Raw genomic sequence first — 25,973 nt, forward strand, 5'->3', positions numbered from 1 at the left:
TTCGCTCTCGTGCCCGTGCCCGTGCCCGGTCCGTTCGCCGCCGTCACGGCGTCCAGCTCCTCACCGCCTCCGCCGCCACCGCCCGGAACCGCTGGACCGTACGGTGCCAGCGGTACCGGGCCGCGCGTTCGCGGGCCGCCTTGCCCATGTGCCGGCGGCGCTCGTTGCTGAGCGCGAGGGTGCACCAGGCGGCGGCGAAGGACGACTCCCCGCGTGCCAGCATCCCCGTCTCCCCGTCCGCCACGGAGTCCCTGAGGCCGGGCACGTCGAAGGCGATCGCCGGGGTCTCCCGTGCGGCCGCCTCCGTCACCACCAGGCCCCAGCCCTCGACGGCGGAGGGGTGCAGCAGCATCCAGGCGGCGCACAGCAGCCGGTGCTTCTCGGCCTCGGTGACATGGCCCGTGAACTCGACGCCGAACCCGGCGAGTTGCTCCAGGCGCTGACGCTCGGGCCCGTCCCCGACGATCACCAGGCGTCCGCCGGTGACCGGGCGCACCCGTTCCCACAGCCGCAGCAGCAGTTCGATCCGCTTGTACTCGACGAGCCGTCCCATCGCCACGAACAGCGGCTCGGAGGCCTTCGGCTCGAGCGGCCCCGGCTCCTCGACGCCGTTGTGCACGACCCGGATCCGCTCGCGCTCGACCCCGATCGCGCGCAGCGCGTAGGCGGTCGACGGGGAGACCGCGACCAGCAGGCCCTCGCGCCGCGCGCCCGCCAGTGCCCAGTGCTCCAGCCGTCGGCCGATCCGGGCGGCGGGTGCCAGTGGGCCCCCGAACCGCATGCGCCACAGGTCGGTGTGGACGTGGTTGACCAGACAGAGGGTGGGGCCGTGGTGCCACAGCGGGGCGAGGTACGGCATGCCGTTGCACACCTCGACCAGCAGGTCGCAGTCGCCTACGCGGCGGTGGAGGGCGGGCCGGGCGCGCAGGTAGTGGCCCAGATCGCCGCCCGCCGAGACGACCCGGTAGTCACGCAGGGGATTACCGCCTGCCCGGGCGTGGTCGGCGGCGGGGGAGGCGGGTCCGCCGCACAGCAGGGTGACCTGGTGGCCGAGGCGGGTGAGTCCGTCGGCGAGGCGGTCGACCAGCAGTTCGGAGCCGCCCGCCGCCGGGTTGCCGAGATCGCGTCGGGCGAGGAAGACGATGCGGCGCGGGTGTGGGGGGAGCACCGTGGGGTGCTGCGCGGCGCGCGGGACAGCGGCGCGCAGCGGGGACGGTACGTGCTGGGGCATGGGTGCTCCAACTCGTGTCTCGGGGTGCGGAACTCGGCGTGGGGGCAGGGCGGTGCGGATCACCGCCCGGCCGCCGGCGCGGCCGCGGTCGGCGCCCGGTGCGGGGGGCGCCGTGGCCGTGTGCGCGGGTCGGCCGGTGCGGGGGGTGCGGGGAGTGCGCGCGATACCGGGGGGTGCGCCCTTGGGGCTGACGGCGCCGGCGGGGCCGGGTGGGGGGGTCGTGGGAGGTGGGGGTGGTGCGCGGCCGGCCGGTATCGCGTCGTGCGAGTCGTGCGAGTCATACGAGTCGTGCGCGTCGGTGCGAGTCTGCGCGTCGTGCGAGTCGTGCCGGCTGTGCGGGTCGTAGGAGCTGTTCGGGTTCGTGCGGGTTCGTGTGGGTTCTGCGGGGCCGGGTCGAGGTGTCTGTTCCGTTTCTGTCGCTGTTCTCCTTGCGTCACCGGTGCGGACAGGCCGTGCTCGGGTGGGGTGGACAGTTTTCGCCCAGCGGTCCGCCGGAGGCTACTCACCGGGGTGACAAATTCGGGGCCTTTTGAAGCTGACGCCTCATCACATCGCGCCCTCCGCCCCGGACATCCCGGATGTTTCAGAATCCCTCCGCCCTCGTACCAGCCACACACCGCCCGCCACGGCGAGGACGAACCCGGCCGCGGCGGCACCGACCGGCAGGGTCCCGCTCAGCAGCCGCAGCTGGCCGCTCTCCCGCCTGGCCTGCCGGACCTGGTCCTTCTGCGTCGCCGTGGTGAAGGCGATCTTCCGGCTGTCCAGGAGGACCACCGAGTCCTTCGTCGAACCGGGAGCGCGCAGCGTACGCCGCGGGCCGACCTGCGCGTAGATCACCCGGCCGGTGCGCTGGTCGACGACCAGCTCGATGCCGTGGTTGGCGTACCACTCCTCGGCCGCCACCTGACCGCTCGCGGGCCGGCCGACCAGCACACCGGGCACCAGCCGGGTGCCGACCTTGGCCGGGGCGACCGTGCCGGTGAAGCGGTACCCCGTGTAGCCCTGGATCCTCCGCGTGCCGGTGTAGTGCAGCGTCACGGTCGCGCCGAGGGAGTCGTCCCACCACTGGTAGGCGCGCCGGCCCACGTCGAAGGGGAACTTCAGATACGCGTCACCCTCGAAGTAGGGCTTCTCGCGGCAGCAGTGCACCGGCTCGTTGGTCGTGCGGTTCATGACCCAGCGGGCGGGCAGGAACTCCAGCGCGTTGTGCGGGTCGGCGGCCGGCCGCGTCCTGGCGGTGTCGACCGTGGTGGTCACGTCCCACACCGCGGCCCCGCTGCGTTCGCTGTCGGCGACGTCGCCGCGCACCCGCTGGGTCACGGTGATCCGCTGACCGGCGACGGTCCGCACCTCGCCGGCATCGAAGACGCTGCCCGTACCGGTGTAGACGGCGGTCTCGTCGATGTCGATCGGATTGACGGCGGCCCGCGGCGCCACGTACCACGCGAGCAGCGGGGCCAGCACCAGCAGGAAGGTGCCGAGGCCCAGCAGGACCAGGGAGACGGGTCGGACTCTACGGCGCATCCGGGCACTCCAGGGGCGTGAGGCGGCTCGGCCCACCAGGGTTGCGGGTGGGCCGACACCAAGGGGGAAAGTGCGCGTGCGGTCTGGGCCGGGAACCGTAGGCGCCTCTTGACGGAGTGTCAATCATCTGTTGAAACTGAGTACTTGTCGGTACGGGACCGGCAGGGCAGGTGCCGCGGAGTGATCGGCCAGGATCGCGCGGCGCACGGGGGTGGGGACGACCTCGACAGAGAGGCTTACCCTGCGATGTCCAGACTTCTCGCCGCCGTCCTGACCATGGCGGCCGCCGCCGCGCTCGCCGTCGGCGCCGCGCTCGGCATCGTCGCCCTCCTCGACGCGACACCCGAGCAGCCGAACACACCACTGATCACCTACGAGAACACCGGCCAGGAGCGCTGATCCGTGACCGCCCGCCCGGCAACCGTCACGGTCCGCTCGGCCTGGAGCGAGGTGCCCCCTTCCCAGGTGCGGCGGTTCACGGCGCTGGCGATGGCCGAGGCACCGGCGCTCGCCGAGGAGATCCTGCGGGAGATCCGCCGGGAGTACCCGCAACTGCCGGTGGTGCTCGACGACTCCGGCGAACCCATGGCGCTGGTCGGGATCCGCCGTGCCATCGAGGTCTTCGTCCAGCATCTGGAGTCCGCTGAAGGCCGCCCGCGCGTGCACCCCGAGGTCTTCCAGGAGTTCGGGCGCGGAGAGGGCCTCGAAGGCCGCAGCCTCGACGCGCTCCAGGCGATCTACCGGCTCGGCGTCCGGCTCGCCTGGCGGCGCTTCGCCGAGATCGGGCAGCGGGTCGACATCCCGCCCCCGGCGATGTACGAGCTCGTCGACGCCGGATACGAGTACCTGGACGGCCTGGTCGACCAGTCCCTGCGCGGCTATGCCGAGGCGGCGGCCCGGCGGGCGGGCGAGCGCCTGAGGCTTCAGCGGCGGCTGATGGAACTCCTTTTGTCCTCGCACCACCGCGGCGACCCGGCGGACGCGCTCGCCGAGCGGGCGGCCCGGGTGGGCTGGCCGCTGCCTGAGAAGGTCGCCGTCGGGGTGCTGCTGCGCCCGGCACGCGAGGCGGTGGCCCCGGCCGTCGGCCAGGGGGTGCTCCTCGACATGGAGTACGAGCGGCCGCACATGGTCGTACCGGAGCCTGACGCGGCGGGCCGGCCGGAACTGCTGGACCGGGCGCTGAGCGGATGGTCCGGAGCGATCGGGCCGCCGGTACCGCTCGCCGACGCGGCGAAGTCGCTGCGCTGGGCCGAGACGGCGGTGGGGCTGATGGAACGGGGGCTGCTGCCCGGCGGGGAGGTACTGCACTGCACCGAGCACACGCAGGCACTGGTGCTGCTCCAGCCGGAGGAGCTGATCGACGATCTGGCGCTGCGCTGCCTGGCGCCACTGGCCGAGTGCGGGCCGACCCATGCGCGCCGCCTCGCGGAGACGCTCCTGGCCTGGCTGGAGACCCGGGGCGGTGCGCCGGAGGTGGCCGCCCGGCTGGGCGTCCACCCGCAGACCGTCCGCTACCGCCTGCGCCAGATCCGGGAGCTGTGGGGGAACGAGGTCGACGACCCGGACCGCCGCTTCGAACTGGAACTGGTCCTGCGCGCGCAGCGCCTCAGAGGAGAGCTCGGAGAGACGGGCGCGCGCCGCTGATGCCGCGGGACCCGTCGGCACCCGCCTCCCCGGCCGCCCGCGAAAGACCCCCGGCCCATGCCTCGCACGACCATTGCCCGGCCAAGCCGACTATGACTAGCCTTTGTTCGCCATTCCGATCGCCAGTTGAAATTTCGAACATGGAGAGGGGGCCGGTCGTGGGACGCCTCGTACCTGCCGTGACCAGGGCTCTGGACATACTCGAGCTCTTCCTCGACGGGGACGGGACGCTCTCCGCCCCCGACATCGTGCGCAAGCTCCAACTGCCGCGCACCACCGTGCACGAGCTGGTCACCACGCTCGCCGCCCGCTCGTACATCGTCCCGGTGCCGGGGCAGCCGGGACGGTATCGGCTCGGCGTGCGCCCCTACCAGCTCGGCAGCCGCTTCGCCGAGCAGCTCGACCTCGCCGCCGAGGGCCGGCAGGTCGCCCGCTCGGTCGCCGACACCTGCGACGAGACAGTGCACGTGGCCATCCTCGAGGGCACCGATGTCATCTACATCGCCAAGGTCGACTCCACACACGCCGTGCGCATGGTGTCGGCCGCCGGCCGCCGGCTGCCCGCCCACTGCACGTCCGTCGGCAAGATGCTCCTCGCGTCCCTCCCGGAGCCGGAGCTGGCCGCACGCATCCCGGACGACGCCGAGCTGGTCGCGATGACCCCCGACAGCATCACCGACCCGGCGGTTCTGCACGAGGCGCTGGCCGGGATCCGTACCCGTGGCATCGCCCTGGAGACCCGCGAGTCCAACCCCGACGTCAGCTGTGTCGCGGCCCCCGTGCGCGACCGCACCGGGCAGGTCGTCGCCGCGCTCTCCATCTCCGTGCCGATGATCCGCTGGAACGACGAGCGCCGCGCCGAGCTGGAGCAGCTCGTGGTGAAGGGCGCCGTGGAACTGTCCGAGCGGCTCGGCCACCGGGGCGCCGAGTGACGTCGTACGAGATCGCCGTACGGGAGTACGCGGACCTCGGCGAGGGCCCGACGTGGGACGCCGCCGCCGGGCGGCTGATCTGGGTCGACATCCTGGGCTGCCGCGTGCACACCTACGACCCCGCCTCCGGGCGCCGCACGGTCATGGCGACCGGGCAGCACGTGGGGGCCGCCAAGCCGCGCGTGGACGGCGGTCTGGTGGTCAACCTCCGGGACGGCGTAGCCCTGTACGGACCCGGCGGAGACGATTTCCGCTGGCTGCACCGCGAGCCGGTCCCCGGCCGCCGCGGCAACGACGCGGCCGTCGCCCCTGACGGCTCGCTGTGGGCCGGCACCATGCGCTACGACGAGGCGCCGGGCGGTGGCACTCTGACCCGGATCACCGGCGACGGCACGGTCCGCACCGTCCTCGACGGCGTCGCCGTCAGCAACGGCACCGGATGGAGCCCCGACGGCCGGCTGATGTACTACGTCGACTCACCCACCGGCCGCATCGACGTCTTCGACGTGGGCAATGACGGCCTCCCGGCCCGGCGGCGGCCGCTGGCCCATGTCGACCGCGGGTCCCCCGACGGGCTGACCGTGGACGCCGACGGCTGTGTCTGGGTCGCCCTCTGGGACGGCGGCGAGGTCCACCGCTACACCCCCGCCGGCACGCTGGACCGCGTCCTTCGGCTGCCGGTGTGCCGCCCCACCGCGTGCGCGTTCGGCGGCCCGGACCTGTCGGACCTCTACGTGACCACGGCCCGCGCGGGTCTGGAGGCGCCGCATCCGCTCTCCGGCTCGCTCCTCGTCGTTCCCGGCGCCGGAAAGGGCCTGCCGGGGCCCGCCTTCGCGGGCTGACCACCCGCCGGCGCTCCTGCCCGGCCGCCGGGCGGGGGGCCGTCCTTCCTCCGGACCACGACCGGACCACTGGGGTGGTGCGCGGCGGCGACCGCGCCCCCGCACGGCGTGGGACCACGGAACGGGCCGCGGGTCCGCGTTCAATCGCGCCGGGGAGCCGAGCACGGGCAGCAACTCGCCCACCGTCGCGGATCCCCGGTCCGCTGCCGGTCCGTGCCCGAGGGAGGATGCGATGAGCGTCGCGGCGATGTTGCCGACACCGTCCGGTCCGTATCTGGAGAGGGGGCTGCTGCCCGCCGACTTCTACGCCTACACGGAACTGCTGTCGGACGGGGAGCGGGAGAAGATCGAGTCCGTCCGGGAGTTCCTCCGCACGCAGGCCGCCCCGATCGTCGACGACTACTGGGCCCGGGCCGAGTTCCCCTTCCAGCTGGTCGAGGGCTTCGGGAGGCTCGGTCTTGTGGGCTGGGCCGACCCGGACTCCTCGGAATCCAGGCCGAAGAACCTCTTCGCGGGCTTCCTCGCGCTGGAGTTCGGGCACGCCGACGCGTCCCTGGCGACCTTCTTCGGCGTGCACACGGGTCTGACCATGGGTACCGTCCTCAGCTTCGGCTCCGACGAGCAGAAGCGACGGTGGCTGCCGGCGATGTGCCGCTTCGAGAAGATCGGCGCCTGGGCGCTGACCGAGCCGCACGGCGGCTCCGACGTGGCCGGCGGTCTGCAGACGACCGCACGACGCGACGGCGACGGATGGATCCTCGACGGAGCCAAACGGTGGATCGGAAACGCGACCTTCGCCGACCTGGTCGTCGTGTGGGCCCGCGATGTGGAGACGCATCACGTGCTCGGCTTCGTCGTGGAGAAGGACACCCCCGGGTTCACCGCGACGAAGATCGGGCACAAGATGGCGCTGCGGATCGTGCAGAACGCCGACATCGTGCTCGAGGGCTGCCGCGTTCCGGAGGCCAACCGGCTCCAGAACGCGAACTCCTTCAAGGACACCGCCGAGATCCCGCGCCGCACGCGCAGCGGGGTGGCGTGGCAGGCGGTGGGAGTGATGTTCGGCGCCTATGAGATCGCGCTCCAGTACGCGAAGGAGCGCCGGCAGTTCGGGCGCCCCATCGGAGGTTTCCAGTTGGTCCAGGACCTGCTGGTGAAGATGCCCGGCAACGCCACGGCCTCGTGCGGAATGGTGACGCGCCTGGCCCAGCTGCAGGACGCCGGGGTCTACCGGGACGAGCAGTCCGCCCTGGCGAAGGCCTACTGCACCGTGCGGATGCGCGAGAACGTGGGCTGGGCGCGGGAGCTGCCGGCCGGCAACGGCATCGCCCTCGACTACAAGGTGGGCCGGTTCGTCGCCGACGCCGAGGCCCTCTACTCGTACGAGGGCACGCGGGAGATCCAGACGCTGATCGTCGGACGCGCGGTGACCGGCGGTCTCAGTGCCTTCGTGAGGTGAGGACGATGACCACGGAATCCGTCTTCACCGGCCTGAAGGTCCTCGACGCGTCGAGCTTTATCGCGGGACCGGCCGCGGCCACCATGCTCGGCGACTTCGGAGCGGACGTGATCAAGGTCGAGCCGCCGGGGAAGGGCGATCCCCAGCGGAGACTGAGCTCCCTGCCACCCAGCCCGCGCGCACAGGCCAACTACAGCTGGCACCTGACCAATCGCAACAAGCGCGGCATGGTGATCGACCTGAAGTCGCCGGCGGGCAGCCGGGTCCTCAAGCGCCTCGTCGAATGGGCGGACGTGGTGATCACCAACTTCCCGCACGGCACGCGCGAGAAGCTGCACCTGGGCTACGGGGAGGTCTCCGCCTGGAACCCCCGGGTGGTCTACGCCGACATCACCGGCTTCGGGGACGCCGGACCGGACGCCGGGCTGCCGGGATTCGACGTGACCGCCTTCTGGTCACGCAGCGGGCTGCTCTCCTCGACCCGCGACGCGGGAGCCCCGCCCACGGTGCCGGTCTGGGGCAGCGGTGACTACATGTCGGCGATCGCCCTCTACGCGGCGATCACGACCGCCCTCTACCGCCGCGAACGGACGGGACAGGGGGCGAGCGTCGGGACGTCGCTGCTGGCCGCGGGCATCTGGTCCGCGGGAACCCTTGTGGCCGGCGCGCTGGCCGGAGGCACGTTCTTCGAGTTGCACGACCGGACGGCGCCCGCGAACCCGCTCGTCAATCCCTATCGGTGCGAGGACGACAAGTGGTTCATGCTCGTCACCACGCCCTCGTACTGGCCCGCACTGACGCGGGCGGTCGGGCATCCCGAGCTGCTCGAGGACCCGCGCTTCCGGGACGTCGAAGGCTTCATCACAAACTCCGCCGCGCTGACCGGGCTGCTCGACGCCGAGTTCACTTCGCGGCCGTTCGCCTACTGGAAGGACGTACTCGACCGGGAACGCATCACCTACAGCCTCATCCAGACACCGGAGGAGACCGCGCGGGATCCGCAGCTGCCCGCGAACGACATCGCCGTGCCCCTGGAAGGGGTCCCCGGACTGGAGTACACCGTCAACAGCCCGGTCAACGTCCGCGGCGTGGCCAAGGTGCAGGCGAGGCGAGCACCGGAGCTGGGCGAGCACACCGGCGAGATTCTCGCCGAGCTGGGTTTCGGCACAGCCGAGATCGCAAAACTGCGCGCCGCGGGAGTGATTCCCGGCGCGCCCGGGCAGGAGGCGACGCCGAGCTGATCTGGAAGGCAGGCCCTACCGAGCGGGCCCGGGGGAGTTCACCAGCGTCACCGGGACTCCTCCGGCCGCTCGGCCGAGAAGCGTCAGCTCCACCCTGCCCGGGCCCGACGGTGTGGTTCCGTCGGACAGGACCGCCAGTGCGAGCGTGTTGACGCCTCGGGTGTCGAGCACCCCGTTCGGCAGGACGAAGGTGTGCTGGGGTCCCACGTCGTTGATGTACTGGCCCATGTTCCAGCCGTTGAGGAAGATCTGCACCCGGTAGGCGCGGGCCGGGTCGTCCATGAGGGTCAGGCCGATCGACGCGTCCGTGCCCGGGGCGGCGGACAGACGGAACCGCGTCCGGTACCAGACCACACCCTGCCGCCGCTCGGCGCGCGGGAAGTGCGCGGGCTTCCAGCCGCGGCCGCGGAAGCCGGGCAGATGCCAGCCCTGCCGTTCCCCGTACAGACCGCCGTTGTTGAGCGGGCCGCGCACGGGATCGGGGGCCGCCTCTCCCTGGATCCGCCAGCGCACGGCGGGGGCGGGGGAGGCGCCGTCGAAGGTGACGGAGACGAGACCCCGGCCCGCCTTGTGGGTGTCGTTCGCCCGGCCGTCCTGGTCGTGCTGCATACGGCGGACGAGGACCGAGAGGACGTGGGGCCCGCTTCCCGGGGCGACGGGGAACGTCGCCGAGGCCGTCCATGTCCCCTGGCGGACGGTCTTCGCGTCGGGTACGGGCATCCGGTGCGTGCCCAGTGGTCTGCCGTCCAGCCACGCCATCAACAGGCCCTGGGTGCCGGTGATGTAGGAGAGGGAGACCGACCGGGTACCGGCCGTGCCGTCGAAGCGGCCTCGGTACCAGACGTCCCCGTAGTGGAAGCCGTAGTCGTCGGCGAAGAGGACGGGTGCTCCGGCGGGCACGGGGGTCGTGGCGGCGGACGTGGTCAGGTCGGCCGTCCGCCAGGCCGAGTCGTCGAAGCCGGCGGCGGACTCGGGGTTCTCGGCCTTGCGGTGCCACTCGGTCAGCGGGGGCAGCCGCACGGCACCGGCGCCGGGCAGCCGCCGTTCGGCGCGCAGACTGCCGGAGCGGGTGACGCGGGTGCGCAGCCGGGTCCCGTTCCAGGCGACCGCGACGACCCCGCGCGGCGCCCACACCTCCAGGTCCGCCTCCTCGGTCGTGTCGCCGGTCAGTTCGGCGGTCGTGCCGTGCAGGACGGCGGTGCGCAGCAGAGCGGGCCCGTACACCAGGACCGGTCCCGAGGGGGTGGTACGGGGCCACAGCCGTACGGATGTCTTGTCGTCGGCGAGCAGCAGGAGCAGGGGGGCCGCCGCTCCTCCGCCCGTCACCGCGATCCTGGTGAGGCCGTCGAGCCGGGCGCGTACGAGCAGGGCGCCGTTGTCGTATGCGCAGTCGGCCGCGCCCTCCAGCACGGTGACCGCCGGCTTGTCCGGGCACTCCAGGACGGTCTCGGTCACCTCTCCCTGGCGGCCCGTGAACACGGCGACGTCCTGGCGCCCGGCGGCCAGGCGCAGCATGGGCTGTGCGGTGGAGTGGCGCAGCGTCCGCCTGCCCAGGGAGATCCCGGCGGCCAGCAGCCGGGCGTCCAGGGCGGGTACCGGCACCTGGAGGGTCGTCCCGGCGAGCGGGACCGCGGCGACGGTGTCGGTGGACCCGTCGTTGCGGAGCACAAGGATGTGAGCTCCGGTGTCGGGGTTGACGAGGTGGTAGACCCTGACCCCCGGGGCGTCGGCGGAGATGTCCTCCGCCCGGTCCAGCTTGGCCAGGTCGGGAAAGTGGTGCAGCAGCTGCCCGATCTGGTGCATGGGGACGAGCTTGGCGGTGGGCTGCCGGGCCTCGTCGAGGGCGGCCCCGTAGTCGTACGACGTGTAGACGACCGGCGCGGGCAGCCAGCCCCACGAGGTGCCGCCGAAGGTCATGTAGACGTTGTGGAGCGTGATGCCGTTGGCGAGGTTGGTCAGGTAGAAGCGCCGCTCGTAGGCCGCGCCACGGGTGCGGCGTGACTCGGCGTACCCCTTCCCGCCGAACTCGGCGCCGCCCCACGGGTCGAACCAGCCGCCCCCGAACTCGGCGAGAAAACCGGGGGTTTCGGGACTGGCCGTGGATCCGCCCTTCCGCCCGCCGCGGCCGAAGTACCCCCAGTCCGGTGGCGGCCTGAACGGCGACGGATAGCCGTCGAAGCCGTAGAGCCACCGGCCGCGCTCACCGCCCGTGTCGAATGTGCCGGGTGCCCAGTCGCCGTTCCTGCCCTTGTCGTTGTGGAACAGCGGTACGTCGATGCCGTCGGCGCGGACCTTCCGGTACAGGTGGGCCATGTAGGCGCGGCCGGTGTCCTCGGTGACGTGGTTCGCGTACTCGTTCTCCAGCTGGTACAGCAGGATCGTGCCGGTGCCCCTGGTGTACAGATGCCGTACCGCGATCCGGTTCACGGCGGTCAGCCACTCGTCCACATGCCGCAGATACGTCGGGTCGGCGGTGCGGGCCGTGCCCCGGGTGGCGGTCAGCCAGCCGGGGAAGCCGCCCGCGTCGACCTCGGCGTTGATGTACGGGCCAGGGCGCAGGATCACATACAGCCCCGCCTCGGCGGCCGTACGCAGGAACAGGTCCAGATCGCGCACGCCCGTGAAGTCGTAGGAGCCCGGTGCCGGGGAGTGGTAGTTCCAGGAGACGTAGACGCTGACCGTGTTGTAGCCATGCGCGCGGAGTTTGTGCAGCACATCCCGCCACAGGGACGGGCTCGGCAGCCGGAACGGGTGCATCTCGCCCGACCACAGCACCACCCGCCGGCCGTCGACGATCATCGAGTACCGGTCGAAGCCGACGGTGTGCGTCCGCCCGTCCGCGCCCGGGGTGCCCGGCGCCGGACCGGTCGGGGCGGTCGCGGCCGCCACGCACGCCTCACCGCTCCCGCCGAGCGAGAGCCCGAGCGCTGCGGTGCCGGCGATCGCGCTGAAGGTACGTCTGCTCAACACCAAGGCTGTTCTCCTCGACGGGGCGCGGGTGCGGCCATTGTGCACAGGAGCAGGCCCGGCAACGGGTTCATGAGGAGTTCGGCGCGGGAGGATTACGCGGTAAGAGCGGCGCCGGAGCCGACCGTCACTCAGGGGAGCGGTCCACGCGCCGTCCCGGAAGACCCCTGGGAGTCGAGTCCGCCCATCATGGCGACCATGTTCCGGGTGGCGTCCGGGCCGAAGAGGAGGTCGAGGCCCCGGGCCGACCGGGCGGCGGCCTGTTCCGCGCGCGGGAAGAGGGCCTTCTCGTAGGCGAGCAGACCGGCGTCGAGGTCGTCCGGGTGGGCCGCCAGGGCCGTGGCGAGTTCCGCGCCGTCCTGGAGTGCCGCGTTCGCTCCCTCGCCCGCGAACGGCGACATCAGATGGGCCGCGTCGCCGAGGAGCGTCGCGCCCGGCGCGTGCGCCCAGCGGTGGCCCACCGGGAGCGCGTGGATCAGACGCGGGGTCAGCGCACCCTCGGCGTCGGCGATCAGGGCGCGCAGCCGGTCGTCCCAGCCCTCGAAGTGCGCGAGCAGCGCCTGCTTGACCGAGTCCGGGGCCGCGAAGTCGAAACCGGACAGCCAGTCCTCGGGCACCTTGAAGGCCGCGTATGTATGGATGGAGCCGTCGGTCTCCCGGTGCGTGAGGAGCCCTTTGCCGTCCGCGAGCGCGAACATCATGCCGCCGCCCAGGAGTTCGGCCGTCGCGGGGTGCCGTACGGCAGCCTCGTGCAGGTCCGTCTCGACGAAGGACACACCGGCGTAGGCGGGCAGGTCGGGGGAGAGCAGAGGGCGGACCCGGGACCAGGCGCCGTCCGCGCCGATCAGGACGTCGGTGGTGAACAGGGAGCCGTCGGCGAGCGCCACCTCGTGGCGTCCGTCGCCCAGGGAACGCGCGCCGGTCACCTTCGCGCCCCAGCGGACCGTGCCCTCGGGCAGCGAGTCCAGCAGGATGCGGCGCAGGTCGTTGCGGTCGACCTCGGGACGGCCGCTCTCCTCGACGTCCTTGAAGCGGACCGTGCCGTCCGGGTCGAGGACGCGCAACTCCTCCCCGCCGGAGTGGACGATCGCGCGGAACGCCTCGAAGAGCCCGGCGGCCCGCAGCGCGGCCTGCCCCGACTCCTCGTGGATGTCGAGCATGCCGCCCTGGGAGCGGGCGGCGGGGGAGGCATCGCGTTCGTGGACGACCGCCTCGACGCCGTGCACATGGAGCACACGGGCCGCGACGAGACCGCCGAGACCGGCGCCGACTACGGCAACGGCGTGGTGGGTGGACATGGTGGCCTCCTCAGGGAGTACGCGGTGTGGTGGGCGGCTCGGGTGCCGCCGCGATGCCGCTGATCAGCACCTGGAAACCCCAGGCCAGGCGTTCCTCGCCGGTTCCGGACAGCAGCGTCGTGCCCAGCGCGGCGATCTGCGGGTGCCGGTCGGGCGATGCGTCCCGCAGGGCCCGGGTCAGCGCGTCCCAGTCGTCCTTCGTCTCGGGTGTCTGCCCCTGGGTGGAGTGCTCGGCCGCGCTCGCCGTCGCGTACTGCAACAGCAGGTCGAGGCCCAAAGACGCCCGCGCGGACGGCACCCCGCCCTCGGCGAGCAGGGCGAGGACCGCCTCCACGAGATCGAGGTAGTGCTCCCCGGAGGGGCGGGCCACCAGGGCCGCGCGGGCCAGCGCCGGATGCGCGAACAGGACGTCGACGTACGAGGTGAGCAGCCGCACGAGCCGCTCCCGCCAGTCGCCTTCCGCCCCGGCGGCGGACAGGTCCACCTCGCCGAGCAGGCGGTCCAGGACGGCCGCGTGCAGTTCCGCGGTGTTGCGGACGTAGACGTACAGCGAGGCCGGACCGGTGTCGAGTTCCTGCGCCAGGCGGCGCATGGTGACCCGTTCCAGGCCCTCCGCACGCATGAGCGCGACGGCGGTGTCGACGATGCCGTCCCGGGTGAGAGCGGGCTTGGCGGGGCGGTCGCGGCGGCTGCGGGGGGCAGGGGGGTGCGCTGTCATACCCCCAAGCTAACGAACATGTTCGTCGCGAACAAGTTCGTGACGAACATGTTCGTTCTTCAGTCCCGGGTGGCGTAGGAGAGGAAGTCGGTCCAGGCGGCCGGGGTGAGGGTGAGGCGGGGGCCCTGGATGTTCTTGGAGTCGCGGACGTGAACGGTGAGGGGGGTGAGGGCGACTTCGACGCAGTCTCCGTCGCCGCCGCTGCTGTGGCTGCTCTTGAACCAGGTCAGTTCGGTTGCGCTCATAGGTCTCCTCGCATCCGCTGCAACAGGCCCACGGAGTCTTCAAGGGTGAGAGCCTGTGAGCGCATCCTGGCATAGCGCCTTTGGAGCACGCTGACCTCTTTCGGGTCCGAGATGAGCAAGCCGCCTCGCTGCCCCTCGCAGTAGGCGAACCACTTGTTTTCGGGGGTCTCCAGCAACTGCATAGGACCGTCGAGCCCGGCGTGCGACTCCCGTCGCGTCGGCATGACTTGGATTTCGACGTTCCGCAACCTGGCCATGTTCAGAACGTGATCGATAAGCCCTCGGGTGGCCTCCGGACCGCCTGTGCGCCGCCGGAACAAGTGCTCCTCCAAGATGAAGTCGAAGGCCGTGTTCTGTCGGTTCCGCAGTAGTTGCTGCCGCTCGGCTCGCGCTACCCACTGGGCCTCGATCTGCCCGTCGTCCAGCGGTGGCAACTGCTCGGTGAACAAGGTCCGCGCGTACGCCTCCGTCTGCAACAGCCCAGGGACCAACCGGCACTCATACGTGTACAACGTGATGGCCGTCCCCTCCATCCGCGCCCACTGCCGGAACCACGCCGCCAACCCCGGTTGCCGCGCCAGATGTTCCGCCGCCTTCCGTAACGCACCCGTGTTCCCCAGCACCTCCTCCGCCCGCTCCACGAATGCCGGGTCGGGCATGCGGCGGCCCAACTCCACGGATGCGACCGTGTGCTTGGAGAACCGCACCTGTTCGCCGAACTCCTCCCGGCTCAGCCCGGCGTGCTCCCGCAGGGCCTGGATCACCGCCCCGAACGTCCGCAGGCTGCCCTAGGATTCCGGCTCCCCGCCCGTACCCACCGCGCCATCGACCACAGTCCGCCACCTCCCGCACACATGGTTACGGGCAGTCACGGGTACTGTCCAGCGTGTGAGCGCGTACGCTGCCGCAGCGTACGCGGCGTCGACCTGGTGAAACACCCTCCCCGGCCGTCAGATTGAGCGCATGACCGCACCATCCGTCCCCCAACGCACGGTTACCGTACGTATGTTCTCGCAGCGTTTCAGCGCCACACCGCGTGGTGCCCGCCTCGCCCGTCGGCTCGCCCTGGCAGAGCTGCACGCGTGGGGCATCCCGCACGGCACGGACACCTCCGACGCCGCCGCCGCGATCGTGGCCGAACTCGCCGCGAACGCGGTGACCCACGGCCGGGTGCCGGGGCGGGACTTCGAGCTGCGTCTTTCCCTCGTCACGGGCAGCGTCCGTATCGAGGTCAGCGACACCCGCAGCGGACCGCCCTGCCCGCCGGGCCCGGGCGGCGTACGGCCCCCCGCGGCCCTGGAGGAGTCCGGCCGTGGACTCGTCCTCGTCGACGCGCTCGCTGCCCGGTGGGAGGTGCTGGACCGGGACCCGCCGCCCGGCAAGACCGTACGCGCCGAGGTGGACGTGCCGAGGTGGCTGTCCCTGGCCCGGGCTCCCGCGGGAGGAGCTACGGCCGACTGAAGCGGGGCCGGGCTTCGGACCTCGGGGAGTCCCACAAGGTGTACGGTCCGTGTCCGGCCACGACAATGGACGGGTGGCAGGTGAAGGCGGCTTCCGGGTTCCTCGGGGATCCGCGAGCCCTGGGCGCTACGGCGAGCAGGTCTTCCGCCCACAGGACGAGGGCGAGTCGGAGCGGATCGACCTCGCGGCACTCGCCTTCGACGCCACGACGATCGCGCGGCTGCGGCAGCTGGGTGCCGGCCCGGACTGGCGTTGTCTGGACGTGGGCGCCGGAACCGGGACGGTGGCACGCTCGCTTCTGCGCGAGGCGGGTGTCAGCGAGGTCGTGGCGGTGGACCGGGACATCCGGTTTCTCACGTCCGAGCCCGTCGCGGGGTTGACCGCGCTCGAGGCGGATGTGACCTCCGACCGCTTCGAGCCGGGGCTCTTCGATCTCGTCCACGCCAGGTTCGTGCTGATGCACCTGCCGTCTCCCGCGCGGATGGTCCGGCGGCTCGCCGGGCTGGTCGCGCCGGGAGGTGTACTGGTGCTGAGCGACGCGGTGGACCTGACGACCGACGGCGCCCCGGACACGCCGTACACCCTCGCCATGCGGGCGATGTGGCGAGGGCTGCGTGACACGATCGGCACCGATGTGACGTGGGTACCGCGCTGTCCCGAGCTGATGCTCGCCGCCGGGCTGGAGTCCGTGGCCGCCGAGATCCATGTGCCGCCCCTTGAGCCGGGAAGCGCCATCAGCCGGTTCTGGGCGCGTACGTGGGACCGGGCACGTGCCGCGATGGTGGCGACGGGCCTGGTGGACGACGCCGTGATCGACGAGGCCGGGCGCCGGCTGGAATCTCCGACGTGCGCAGGACTGTCCCCCGGGATGCTCACCGCCTGGGGCCGGAAACCGGCACAGCCACGATGACCACGTCCCCGGACACGCAGCGCCGTCGACACCCCACCTCCGCCGGGCCGGCGCCGCTGCTGGCGGTGTGCGCCGGGTACTTCATGGTGATCCTGGACGTGACGATCATCAACGTCGCCGTTCCGGTGGTGGGCCGGGATCTCTCCGCCTCGCTCACCGGCATCCAGTGGATCACGGACGGATACACCCTGGCGTTGGCGGGGCTTCTGATGAGCGGTGGCGCGCTGGGCGACCGGCTGGGAAACCGCCGGGTCTTCTGCTGGGGCGTGGTGGTCTTCACGGTGTCCTCGGCCGCGTGCGCGTTCGCACCGAGCGCGCCCTTTCTGGTGGCGGCGCGGCTGGTGGAGGGGCTGGGGGCGGCGCTGATCGTGCCCGGGTCCCTGGCTCTGCTCCAGCAGGCCTACCCGGCGCCGGCCGCACGGTCGTGGGCCTTCGGGTTGTGGGGCTCCATGGCGGGGATCGCGGCCTCCGCCGGGCCGCTGCTGGGCGGGCTGCTGGTCTCGACGCTGGGCTGGCGGTGGGTCTTCCTCATCAACCTGCCCGTCGGCGTGGCCTGCCTGGGGACGACCCTGCGGCACGTGGCGCCCTCGCCCCGGCAGCCCGCCCGGGCTCTGGACTGGCCGGCGCAGTGCGCGGTGGTGGCGGCGGTGGCCCTGTTGACCGGCGCGCTGAACGAGGCCGGACGGCGCGGCTGGGCGGACCCCGCCGTTCTCGCCGGGATGGGCCTGGCCGCAGTGTCCGCCGCGGTGTTCGCGGTGCGGGAGCGGCTGGCACGGTCCCCCGTCCTTCCGCTCGGCCTGCTGCGCTCGCGCGCGATGAGTGGCGCGGCCGCCATCGGCCTGCTGTTCAACTTCGGCTTCTACGGCATGCTGTTCACCGCCAGCCTGTACTTCCAGCACCAGCGCGGCTTCAGCGCCCTGAAGACCGGGACGGCGCTGTTCCCGGCCGTGGCGATGACCATGTTCGCCTCGGTGCTGTCCGGGCGGCTGACCCGCCGTACCGGCGACCGCCCACTGGTGGTCTTCGGCATGCTCCTGGCCGCGCTGGGACTGGCAGGCTGGGCCGCGGCGGGAGCCGATCCGGCCTATGCGCTGCTGGTGGCACCGATGACGGCCGCGGGGTTCGGTACGTCCTTCGCCCTGACCGGGTCCACCGCCACCGCGATGGGTGCCGTGCCCCCGGCGTACTCAGGGGCGGCGTCCGCCCTGTTCAACACGACCCGCCAGATCGGCAGTGCCACCGGCGTGGCACTGGGAGGCAGCCTGCTCGCCACCGGCGCCGACCACCACGCCGGGCTGCGCACCAGCATGGCCGTCGGCGCGCTCGGCTACCTGACGGCCGCGGGGCTCGCCTGGCTGTGTGTGTCGGCGAAGCCCAATTCCCAAGAGAGGTAAGGGCGGTATGACGAAGGTGGTGGCGGCATCGCGCCGCCACCACCTTGCAGTCGAAAATTCGATCAGTAGGGACCGTTCACATTGTCGATCGAACCATAGCGGTGGTACGCGTAGTTGCACGCGGCGGTGATGTTGGCGACCGGCTCGTAGATGTCCCACGAGGTTCCCGGCACGTGGTACGCGTTGAACGTCGGCTGGATCACCTGGAGCAGACCCTTGGACGGGATGCCCTTGGCGGCATTCGAGTCCCACAGGTTGATCGCCCTCGGGTTGCCCGAAGACTCACGGATCACATTGCGGTAAATGCCGTTGTAGCTTCCCGGAATGCCGTTCTGCCTCATGACCGCCAGGGAGTGCTTGATCCAGCCGTCCAGGTTGTTGGCGTAGGCCTGGTTCCCGGCGACCGTGGCGGGCTTCGCCGTGGCGGGCTTGGCCGCCGTGGCGGGCTTGGTGGTTCCGGTGGGCAGGGTCAGGACCTGGTCCGGGTAGATGACGTAGGGGCTCGTCAGGCCGTTGGCCGAGGCGATGGCCGGCCAGCCGCCGGGCACCTTGAGGGTGCGGGCGATCGAGGCGAGGTGGTCGCCCTTCTTGACGGTGTAGGTGGTCGCGGCGTGCCCGGCCGGTGCGGTGACGGCCGTGGAGGCCGGAGCGGCGTGGGCGGTCACGGCCGTCCCGAACACGGCCGTGGCGGCCATGGCGAACGTGCCGACGGTGACGGCGCCACCGGCGGAGATTCGGCGCGTCCGAGACGAGCGCTTGGCGGCATGACGGGGCATGGTGCGGTCCTCATTCCAGGGGATTGCATCGTGCGCAGTTGCCGGTACCTCTCGACAAACAGCACCGCATTTGGTTTGCGGTGCCCTGCGGCGGACACATTCTTAGCCGCTGGGAATAACTAAACAATTACCCCTTTTACTAACCAGGCTAGTTGCCACAGGTGATCAGACAGGGGTTTGCGGGGTGAATCCGGGAGATTAAGACCCGGGTAAAGCACTAGGGTGCTTCGTAAGTGAAGTGCATCACGCCGCTCTGAAAACGGGAATGGGTTGCTTTGCGATCGCACTCAAGCAGAATTTTTAATGGCAAAAGGTGCAATGACACTAATTACGGCAAAACAAGCTTTCGTGCTTTACTTACTCAAAACGGACATGTGGTGTCGACGGGTCGGGCCACAAAGGCCGACGCCGCCGGCGGCCACGAGGTTGTCCTCATGGCCGCCGGCGGCGTCCGGTAGTGCGGCTGGGGCTCAGCCGACCTGGTTGTACATCGCTCCCGCCGCCGGCCAGCCGGTGGGCTCCGGGACCGGTTCCGGCTGGGTGCGGCCGCGGACCTGGGCGGCCGTGAGCCCGCCCGCGGCGGGCATGCCGCGCCGGTTCTGCGCGGCCGCCGCGAGTCCGGGCAGGCCGGTCTGCGGAACCGGCTGGAGACCGGCCGCGGCGGCCGGGGCGATCCCCGGCGGCATGCCCGGTACGGAAGCGGGTGCGGGTGCGGCGGCCGCGGGCATCGGGGCCGGGGCCGGCGCGGGGGCCTGGACCGGCGGCGGGACCGCGGCGGGCACGGGTGCGGGCATCGGCAGCGGGGCCGGTGCGGGCATCGGCAGCGGGGTTGGTGCGGGCATCGGAGCCGGTGAAGCCGCGGCGGGTGCCGGGGCCGGTGCGGGCGCCGAGCCCGGAGCCAGTCGCGGCATCGCCGCGGCCTGGGAGGCCAGCCCCGTGACACCCGCGCCGTTGGTCTGGCTGACGAGCCGGTCCACCGCCGCCGTACCCGAGCTGTAGCTGGTCCCTGTGCTCAGCTCGGGCACGGCGGCTCCCCTCCTGGTCCCGTAGAGCACCTGCTCCAGGGCGGACACCAGGCGACGCACGTCCACCTCGGGGCGCACCACGAGCCGCAGGAAGCGGCTGGATGAACCGATCTTGTTGCCGCACTCGCGGACCAGGATCCGGTGCTCGGACAGCAGCCGGTCGCGGACCACGGTGCCCTCGGCGCCCACCGGAAGACGCACGAAGAGGAAATTCCCCTGCGACGGGTAGACCGTCAGACCGGGCAGCTGGGAGAGCTGGCGGGACATGTCCAGTCGGTCCCGGCGGACCTGGTGCAGGCTCTCCATGTACTCGGCGCCGTGCTCCCTCAGCATGAACACCACATGCTCGGCGAAGGAGTTGAGGTTCCACTTCGGCAGCATGGAGCGGATCTTCTGCGCGAGCGACGGGTTGGCGACCAGGTAGCCGAAGCGGATGCCGTGCAGGCCGAAGTTCTTGCCGAGGCTGCGCAGCACGACGACGTTGGGGCGCATCACGGCGTCCTGGACGACGCTGGGCTCGCTCTCGGCGTCGGCGAACTCCAGGAACGACTCGTCGATCACGATCAGGTCCAGGTCCGCCATCGCGTCCATGAACTGCACGAGCGTCTGCCGGGGCACGAACCCGCCATCGGGGTTGTTCGGGTTGCAGACGACGGCGACGCGGGTGCCGCGCTTGCGGATGAACTCGGCGTACTGGGCCAGGTCCAGGGCGAAGCCGCTGGACTCCTGGAGCGGGAACATGTCGACGCGCTTGCCGGTCTCCATGGGCTGGTCGGTCCAGCGGCCGAAGGTGGGGACGGGGACGGCGAGGGACTCGCGGACCAGCAGATGGTCGATCCAGGTGATCAGCTCGGTGGAGCCGTTGCCCATGGCCACGCACTGGGGAGGCAGCTGGAGCAGATTGCACAGCTCGGCCGTGATCGTGTCGGCGCTGCTCGGGTAGTAGGTGATGATCTCGCGCAGCTTGCCCGCCATCTCCTCGAACATGGCGGGCGTGGGGAAGTAGGGGTTGCAGGGGATACAGAAGTCCACGGGCCCCGTCCCGTCGCCGCCCTCCCGCGTCAGCGCCGCCATCGACGGGCTGTGCGCCGCGGTGCTACGGAACAGCGAGGTGACGCTGTCGGCCATGGAACCTCCGTATGGGGCGGGCCCGTGGGGGACGGCGGCCCGTCGTCTTCGGGTGGCCCGCGCGGGGGAGCGCGGGCCACCCACTCATACGGAGACGGACGTGGCGCTGTTCAACCGCTGTGCACGGAGTGCGGGTTCCGCCGGGTCGCACGAAGGGTTCCCGGTGCGCACAACGTTCGCGTCTCAGGGTGCGAAAAGCACGGGTGGCACCCCGGCACGGCGCTCGCCGGCCAACCCGGCACCGGCGCACGGCCGGGAGGAATCACGGCCACAGCAGGACCTTTCCGAGCTTCGGGTCGCCGGACGCCACCAGCTCGATGGCCTCCGGGAACCCGGCGAGCGGCAGCTCGTGCGTGACCAGCGGCAGCGGATCGAGCAGTCCGGCGCCGAAGGCCCGCACGGCGTGCGCCCAGGCGTCCGGCGGCGCCCCGAACACGGTGTGCACCCCCAGCTGCCGTACGACGAGATCGGTGGGGTCGAGCCCCTCGGCGCCCGGTGCCGGGATGCCCGTGAGGACGAGGCGTCCGCCACGCCTGAGCAGACGGGCGGCGGTGCGTGCGGCGGACGCGGACCCGGCGGCCTCGACGACGACATCGACGTCGTCCGGGAGATCCTGAAGGGTGCGGAAGCCGGTGGCGCCGAAACTCCGGGACAGGGCCTCGCGTTCCCTTCCCGTGCCGACCACCAGCAGCTCGGCCGGGGACACGGCCTTGAGGAACTGCACGGCGAACATGCCGAGCGTGCCGGTGCCGACCACCGCGACCCGCTCACCGGGCCGCGCGTTCGCCTTGAGCACCGCGGCCGCGATGCAGGCGGCGGGTTCCAGGAGCGCGGCGGCGGTGAGATCGGCACCGTCCGGCAGGACATGCAGCAGGCGCGCCGGCAGCGTCAGCGTGGTGGCCATCGCGCCGGGCCGGGTGAAGCCGGTCTCCTCGTACCCCGCGGTGCACAGCGTCGTTTCGCCCGCGTGACAGCGGTCGCAGACCTGGCAGTTGCGGAAGCCCTCCCCGACGACCTTGCGGCCGACCAGCGACCTGGGCACTTCGGCGCCGACCGCCTGGACCCTGCCGGACCACTCGTGGCCCGGAACAAGCGGATAGCGGACGTATCCCTCGGGCCGGTTGCCCTGGTACACCTCGCGGTCGCTGCCGCAGAGGCCGACGGCGTGCACACGGACCAGGGCCTCGCCGGGACCGGGGCCGACGGGCTCGTGGGCGACCAGACGGTGTGCGCCCGGTGCCTCGACGACGACCGCGGTGCTCACCTCGTCCCCTTGGGCCTGCGCTGCTCCCAGCCGTCGGCCCACAGGTCGAAGCGGGCCTGCTGCTGGGGAGACTCGGCCGCCGCGTCGGTGTCCAGCTCGACCCCGAGGCCGGGGGCGCCGGAGAGGTGGAAGTAGCCGTCGACGACCTCCGGAGCGCCCCTGACCACCTTCTTGATCTCCGCGTCGGCGAAGTCGTTGAAGTGCTCCAGGATCTTGAAGTTCGGCGAGGTGAAGCCGACCTGGAGACAGGCCGCGGTGAGCACGGAACCGCCCACGTTGTGCGGGGCGACCAGCAGATAGTGGGTCTCGGCGGTGGCGGCCAGCTTCCGGGTCTCCCAGATGCCGCCGATGTGGCCGACGTCGGGCTGGAGGATGTCGGCGGCCTGGTTCTCGAACAGCTCCCGGAACTCCATCCGGTCGTGGATGCGCTCACCGGTCGCGACCGGTAGATCCACCTTCTCGGCGACCTTCTTCAGCGCCTTGAGGTTCTCCGGCGGGACCGGTTCCTCCAGCCAGGCCGGCTGGAAGGGCGCCATCTCGCGGGCGAGCCGGACGGCGGTGGCGGGGGAGAAGCGCCCGTGCATCTCCAGCATCAGCTCGGTGCCGGGCCCGATCGCGTCCCGTACCGCCTCGATCAGGGAGACCGAGTAGAGGGTCTGCTCGTGGTCCAGCTCGAAGTGCCCGGTGCCGAAGGGGTCGATCTTCAGGGCCTTGTAGCCGCGGGCGACGACCTCCGCGGCGGCCTTGTGGTACGCCTCCGGGGTCCGCTCGGTGGTGTACCAGCCGTTGGCGTAGGCCTTGACCCTGTCGGTGACCTTGCCGCCGAGCAGCTGCCAGACGGGGACGCCGAGAGCCTTGCCCTTGATGTCCCAGCAGGCCATCTCGACGACCGCGATGCCGGACATGACGATCTCACCCGCACGGCCGTAGTCGCCGTACTTCATCCGGCGGACGAGATCCTCCACGGCGAAGGGGTCCGAACCGAGGATGTGGTTGGCCTCCGCCTCCCGCAGATAGCCGATCAGCGCGTCGGTGCGGCCCAGCATCCGGGTCTCGCCGACTCCGGTGATGCCCTCGTCGGTGTGCACCTGGACGTACGTCAGGTTGCGCCACGGGGTCCCGACGACGTGTGTGCTGATTCCGGTGATGCGCACGGCACTTGCCTCCCAGCTGTTCGATATTTCGTCATGCGTTCGGAATATTGGCGTGACAGTAAGGAGGGGGTGTGGGGGGTGTCAGTGGGTCGGACCGGTAACGGTTTTGGCACGGCAGTCGAGAGTTTTTTCGGTTTCCCACAGAACCTTCACAGTGGGGCCTAGGAACGTGACCAGTGCGGAATCTAGTCTTCCCGCGTCATGGACTACTGCCACCCGTGCCGAAGGCACCTCAACGGCGCCCTTGCCTGCCCGGGGTGCGGCACACCGGTCGAGCAACTTCGCGCGTACGCCGACGAGGACGACGCCCGTCCGTTCGGCGACGCCCTCGGCCGCGACGGGGGCGACGAGCACCCCGAGGACGCGGACGGCTACGGCGAGTCGGCGGCGTCCTCGGAGGACCGTGCCGCACGGCCCGGACGGGCACAGAATCGCCGACGCGCCCAGGGGCGCGGCGCGTCCGTGGACCGTGACGGCGGCCGCGGGACTCGGTCCGGCCGTCGCGACCGCAAGGCCGCCGCGCATCGCAGGCGCCGGCGGCGGGTCCTGTTCGTGGGTGCCGGGCTGCTGCTGGCGGCGGGCGGGCTGAGCCTGGCCGAACTCGGCGTAGAGGCGCCGGGAAGCACCCCGAAGACCGCGACCGCGGGGGACGAGAGTGCGGACGGCGCGGCCGCCGTAGGGGAGACGACCGGACCGTCCGGCGGTACCGAGCGACAGGGAACCGGGGGTGCGGCATCGGCGTCGGCCTCTTCCTCCGCCTCCGCCTCCGCGTCGCCGTCCGCGTCGGCGACGGACAAGAAGCCCGGCAAGCAGGATGCGGTCACTCCGTCGGCGACCCCGACCGGGCGCCCGGACCGCCCGGCAGCTCGCCCCACGGCGACGGCGACCAGGGCCCCGAGCGCGGCCCCGTCGGCGGATCCGGCACCGACGAGCCCGCGCCCTCAGCCGTCGCCGACGAAAACGTGCAACCGGTTTCTGTGGTGGTGCACGTAGCACCCGCCGGGGTGCGAATCGGTGCCTTTGGTGGTGCACGCAGCGCCTTTGGTGGTGCACGCAGCGCCTGTTGTGGTTGTTGTGGTGCACGCAGCGCCCGTTGTGGTGCGCCTGGCACCCCCGTCCGCCCTCCCGGTACGCACCCGCGGTGAGAGTTACGCCTTGAGCATGCGGCGCAGCAGATCCCGCAGGGCCAGCTGCTCCTCGTGCGACAGTCCCGCCAGGGGTTCGCGGGCGAAGTCCAGGGAGTCCCGCAGGCTGCGGGCCAGCCGGCGGCCCTCGTCCGTCGCCGCGGCGACCTTCACCCGGCGGTCCGCCGGGTCAGGGCGGCGCTCGACCAGTCCCCGCGCCTCCAGCCGGTCGACGATGCCGGTGACATTGGACGGCTCGCACTTCAGCTTCTGCGCCAGCCGCCGCATCGGCAGCGGCTCCAGCGACAGCAGGCTCAGCAGCCGCGCCTGCGCCCCGGTCAGCGCGTGCTCGCCCGCCGCCTCCTCGTACTCCTCGTGGTAGCGGGCCACGACCGAGCCGATGAGTTCCACGACCTCCAGCGTCAGGGGGTCCATGCGGGGTGTCTTCTGCGCGGCCATGGCGTCCAGGGTACCGCTTTACTTGACAAGCTGAAATATTCAGGAGCATCTTTGTTTAAGGTGCTGAAGTATTCGGTATCCGCCACCGGAGCCTTCGGTACCCGAACCGACCGAGCCGCCGCACGCAGCACCCGAGGAAAGGCCCCCATGTCCGACACCCCCGCCCTCCCCGCCGTCAGCCGCGAATGGCACCTGCTCAGCCGCCCGGTCGGCTGGCCCAAGCCCGAGGACTTCGCCCTGGTCGAGGCGGAGGTGCCGCAGCCCGGCGCAGGCCAGGTGCTCGTGCGGAACGAGTACGTCTCCGTAGACCCGTACATGCGCGGCAGGATGAGCGCCGCCAAGTCCTACGCCGCCCCCTACGAGCTGAACCAGCCCATGCAGGGCGGCGCGGTCGGAGAGGTCGTCGCCTCCAACGCCGAGGGCATCGAGCCCGGCGATCACCTCCTGCACTTCTTCGGCTGGCGCGAGTACGCGGTCGTGGACGCCAAGAACGCCGTCAAGGTGGACCCGGAGGCCGCGCCGCTGTCGACGTACCTCGGCGTGCTCGGCATGACCGGCCTCACGGCCTACGCCGGCCTGCTGCGCACCGCCGCCTTCAAGGAGGGCGACTCCGTCTTCGTGTCCGGTGCCGCGGGCGCCGTGGGCAGCCAGGTCGGGCAGATCGCGAAGCTGAAGGGCGCCTCCCGCGTCATCGGCTCCGCCGGTTCGGACGAGAAGGTCAAGCTCCTGGTCGAGGAGTACGGCTTCGACGCGGCCTTCAACTACAAGAGCGGGCCCGTGAGCGAACAGCTGCGCCAGGCCGCCCCGGACGGCATCGACGTCTACTTCGACAACGTCGGCGGCGACCACCTCGAGGCCGCCATCGGCTCCCTCAACCGGGACGGCCGCATCGCGGTCTGCGGCATGATCTCGGTCTACAACGACACCGAGCCCGCCCCCGGCCCGAGGAACCTCGCCCGGCTCATCCAGACCCGTGGCCGCATCGAGGGCTTCCTCGTCAGCGACCACTACGACCTCCAGCCGCAGTTCGTCCAGGAGGTCGGCCCCTGGATCCGCTCCGGCGAGCTGAAGTACCGCGAGACCGTCGTCGAGGGCATCGAGAACAACCTGGAGGCGTTCTTCGGGGTCCTGCGCGGCGACAACATCGGAAAGATGATCGTCAAGCTCTGACGGAGCC

At 71.6% G+C, this 25,973-nt stretch carries 23 protein-coding genes; 11 read left to right on the plus strand and 12 right to left on the minus strand.

Annotated elements, in window-relative coordinates; all coding sequences use genetic code 11:
* Positions 1–43: 43 nt before the first annotated feature.
* Both ABZ876_RS15420 and ABZ876_RS15425 read right to left on the minus strand, forming a co-directional pair.
* Entirely contained in the window at positions 44–1,231 is a 1,188-nt protein-coding gene (locus ABZ876_RS15420; protein ID WP_361780051.1) for a glycosyltransferase family 4 protein, read from the minus strand.
* A gap of 546 nt (positions 1,232–1,777) precedes the next feature.
* The gene (locus tag ABZ876_RS15425) at positions 1,778–2,755 is read right to left on the minus strand and encodes a DUF3068 domain-containing protein (protein ID WP_361780054.1); all 978 of its coding nucleotides are present in this window, start codon (positions 2,753–2,755) and stop codon (positions 1,778–1,780) included.
* A gap of 246 nt (positions 2,756–3,001) precedes the next feature.
* On the opposite strand from ABZ876_RS15425, the gene ABZ876_RS15430 reads away from it, so the two are divergent.
* The 6 genes from ABZ876_RS15430 (at position 3,002) to ABZ876_RS15455 (ending at position 8,873) form a co-directional block, all read left to right on the plus strand.
* Positions 3,002–3,154 carry a hypothetical protein gene (locus ABZ876_RS15430; protein ID WP_234512821.1) on the plus strand — a complete coding sequence of 51 codons (153 nt, stop codon included), beginning with the start codon at positions 3,002–3,004 and terminating at the stop codon, positions 3,152–3,154.
* Positions 3,155–3,157: 3 nt separating this feature from the next.
* Positions 3,158–4,399 carry a helix-turn-helix domain-containing protein gene (locus ABZ876_RS15435; protein WP_361780057.1) on the plus strand — a complete coding sequence of 414 codons (1,242 nt, stop codon included), beginning with the start codon at positions 3,158–3,160 and terminating at the stop codon, positions 4,397–4,399.
* 158 nt (positions 4,400–4,557) lie between these two features.
* A complete protein-coding gene (locus tag ABZ876_RS15440; RefSeq protein WP_361780660.1) occupies positions 4,558–5,331 on the plus strand; it encodes an IclR family transcriptional regulator in 774 nt (257 codons plus the stop codon).
* Positions 5,328–6,173 (plus strand): SMP-30/gluconolactonase/LRE family protein, encoded by an 846-nt coding sequence (locus ABZ876_RS15445; protein ID WP_361780060.1) that lies wholly within the window; start codon positions 5,328–5,330, stop codon positions 6,171–6,173. Before ABZ876_RS15440 ends, ABZ876_RS15445 begins: the two co-directional genes overlap by 4 nt.
* Before the next feature lie 232 nt (positions 6,174–6,405).
* Positions 6,406–7,632 (plus strand): acyl-CoA dehydrogenase family protein, encoded by a 1,227-nt coding sequence (locus ABZ876_RS15450; protein WP_361780063.1) that lies wholly within the window; start codon positions 6,406–6,408, stop codon positions 7,630–7,632.
* Between the two features lie 5 nt (positions 7,633–7,637).
* Positions 7,638–8,873, plus strand: a complete 1,236-nt coding sequence (locus tag ABZ876_RS15455; RefSeq protein ID WP_361780065.1) for a CoA transferase — start codon at positions 7,638–7,640, stop codon at positions 8,871–8,873.
* A gap of 15 nt (positions 8,874–8,888) precedes the next feature.
* Here the strand turns inward: ABZ876_RS15455 and ABZ876_RS15460 are convergent, their stop codons facing one another.
* The 5 genes from ABZ876_RS15460 to ABZ876_RS15480 form a co-directional block, all read right to left on the minus strand.
* Complete coding sequence (locus tag ABZ876_RS15460) at positions 8,889–11,846, minus strand: beta-galactosidase (RefSeq protein ID WP_361780068.1); 2,958 nt, start codon at positions 11,844–11,846, stop codon at positions 8,889–8,891.
* Between the two features lie 125 nt (positions 11,847–11,971).
* Positions 11,972–13,138 (minus strand): NAD(P)/FAD-dependent oxidoreductase, encoded by a 1,167-nt coding sequence (locus ABZ876_RS15465; RefSeq protein ID WP_361780071.1) that lies wholly within the window; start codon positions 13,136–13,138, stop codon positions 11,972–11,974.
* Between the two features lie 10 nt (positions 13,139–13,148).
* Complete coding sequence (locus ABZ876_RS15470; protein ID WP_361780074.1) at positions 13,149–13,856, minus strand: TetR/AcrR family transcriptional regulator; 708 nt, start codon at positions 13,854–13,856, stop codon at positions 13,149–13,151.
* A 59-nt stretch (positions 13,857–13,915) separates the two neighbouring features.
* Entirely contained in the window at positions 13,916–14,101 is a 186-nt protein-coding gene (locus ABZ876_RS15475; RefSeq protein WP_361780077.1) for a DUF397 domain-containing protein, read from the minus strand.
* The gene (locus ABZ876_RS15480) at positions 14,098–14,883 is read right to left on the minus strand and encodes a helix-turn-helix transcriptional regulator (protein WP_361780663.1); all 786 of its coding nucleotides are present in this window, start codon (positions 14,881–14,883) and stop codon (positions 14,098–14,100) included. The genes ABZ876_RS15475 and ABZ876_RS15480 overlap by 4 nt, the downstream gene beginning before the upstream one ends.
* A gap of 181 nt (positions 14,884–15,064) precedes the next feature.
* On the opposite strand from ABZ876_RS15480, the gene ABZ876_RS15485 reads away from it, so the two are divergent.
* From ABZ876_RS15485 to ABZ876_RS15495, 3 genes are all read left to right on the plus strand, one after another.
* The gene (locus tag ABZ876_RS15485) at positions 15,065–15,562 is read left to right on the plus strand and encodes an ATP-binding protein (RefSeq protein WP_361780080.1); all 498 of its coding nucleotides are present in this window, start codon (positions 15,065–15,067) and stop codon (positions 15,560–15,562) included.
* Positions 15,563–15,635: 73 nt separating this feature from the next.
* Complete coding sequence (locus ABZ876_RS15490; RefSeq protein ID WP_361780083.1) at positions 15,636–16,472, plus strand: methyltransferase domain-containing protein; 837 nt, start codon at positions 15,636–15,638, stop codon at positions 16,470–16,472.
* The gene (locus tag ABZ876_RS15495; protein ID WP_361780086.1) at positions 16,469–17,866 is read left to right on the plus strand and encodes an MFS transporter; all 1,398 of its coding nucleotides are present in this window, start codon (positions 16,469–16,471) and stop codon (positions 17,864–17,866) included. Before ABZ876_RS15490 ends, ABZ876_RS15495 begins: the two co-directional genes overlap by 4 nt.
* 62 nt (positions 17,867–17,928) lie before the next feature.
* Here the strand turns inward: ABZ876_RS15495 and ABZ876_RS15500 are convergent, their stop codons facing one another.
* The 4 genes from ABZ876_RS15500 to ABZ876_RS15515 all read right to left on the minus strand — a co-directional run bounded on the left by ABZ876_RS15500 (position 17,929) and on the right by ABZ876_RS15515 (position 23,213).
* Positions 17,929–18,642 (minus strand): LysM peptidoglycan-binding domain-containing protein, encoded by a 714-nt coding sequence (locus tag ABZ876_RS15500; protein ID WP_361780089.1) that lies wholly within the window; start codon positions 18,640–18,642, stop codon positions 17,929–17,931.
* A 470-nt stretch (positions 18,643–19,112) separates the two neighbouring features.
* Complete coding sequence (locus ABZ876_RS15505; RefSeq protein WP_361780091.1) at positions 19,113–20,795, minus strand: histidinol-phosphate transaminase; 1,683 nt, start codon at positions 20,793–20,795, stop codon at positions 19,113–19,115.
* 262 nt (positions 20,796–21,057) lie between these two features.
* Positions 21,058–22,059, minus strand: coding sequence for an alcohol dehydrogenase catalytic domain-containing protein (locus tag ABZ876_RS15510; protein WP_361780094.1), 1,002 nt, complete (start codon positions 22,057–22,059; stop codon positions 21,058–21,060).
* On the minus strand, positions 22,056–23,213 hold the full coding sequence (locus tag ABZ876_RS15515; RefSeq protein ID WP_361780097.1) for a mandelate racemase/muconate lactonizing enzyme family protein: 1,158 nt from the start codon (positions 23,211–23,213) through the stop codon (positions 22,056–22,058). The genes ABZ876_RS15510 and ABZ876_RS15515 overlap by 4 nt, the downstream gene beginning before the upstream one ends.
* A gap of 201 nt (positions 23,214–23,414) precedes the next feature.
* Here ABZ876_RS15515 and ABZ876_RS15520 point away from each other — a divergent pair, with 201 nt between their 5' ends.
* Positions 23,415–24,206, plus strand: coding sequence for a hypothetical protein (locus ABZ876_RS15520; protein WP_361780100.1), 792 nt, complete (start codon positions 23,415–23,417; stop codon positions 24,204–24,206).
* A 155-nt stretch (positions 24,207–24,361) separates the two neighbouring features.
* On the opposite strand, the gene ABZ876_RS15525 is transcribed toward ABZ876_RS15520, so the two are convergent.
* The gene (locus ABZ876_RS15525; RefSeq protein ID WP_361780103.1) at positions 24,362–24,796 is read right to left on the minus strand and encodes a MarR family transcriptional regulator; all 435 of its coding nucleotides are present in this window, start codon (positions 24,794–24,796) and stop codon (positions 24,362–24,364) included.
* 147 nt (positions 24,797–24,943) lie between these two features.
* Here ABZ876_RS15525 and ABZ876_RS15530 point away from each other — a divergent pair, with 147 nt between their 5' ends.
* Positions 24,944–25,966, plus strand: coding sequence for an NADP-dependent oxidoreductase (locus ABZ876_RS15530; protein WP_361780106.1), 1,023 nt, complete (start codon positions 24,944–24,946; stop codon positions 25,964–25,966).
* Positions 25,967–25,973 lie beyond the last annotated feature (7 nt).

This window comes from Streptomyces sp. NPDC046931, assembly GCF_040644655.1.
In the GTDB taxonomy this organism is placed as follows: Bacteria; Actinomycetota; Actinomycetes; order Streptomycetales; family Streptomycetaceae; genus Streptomyces.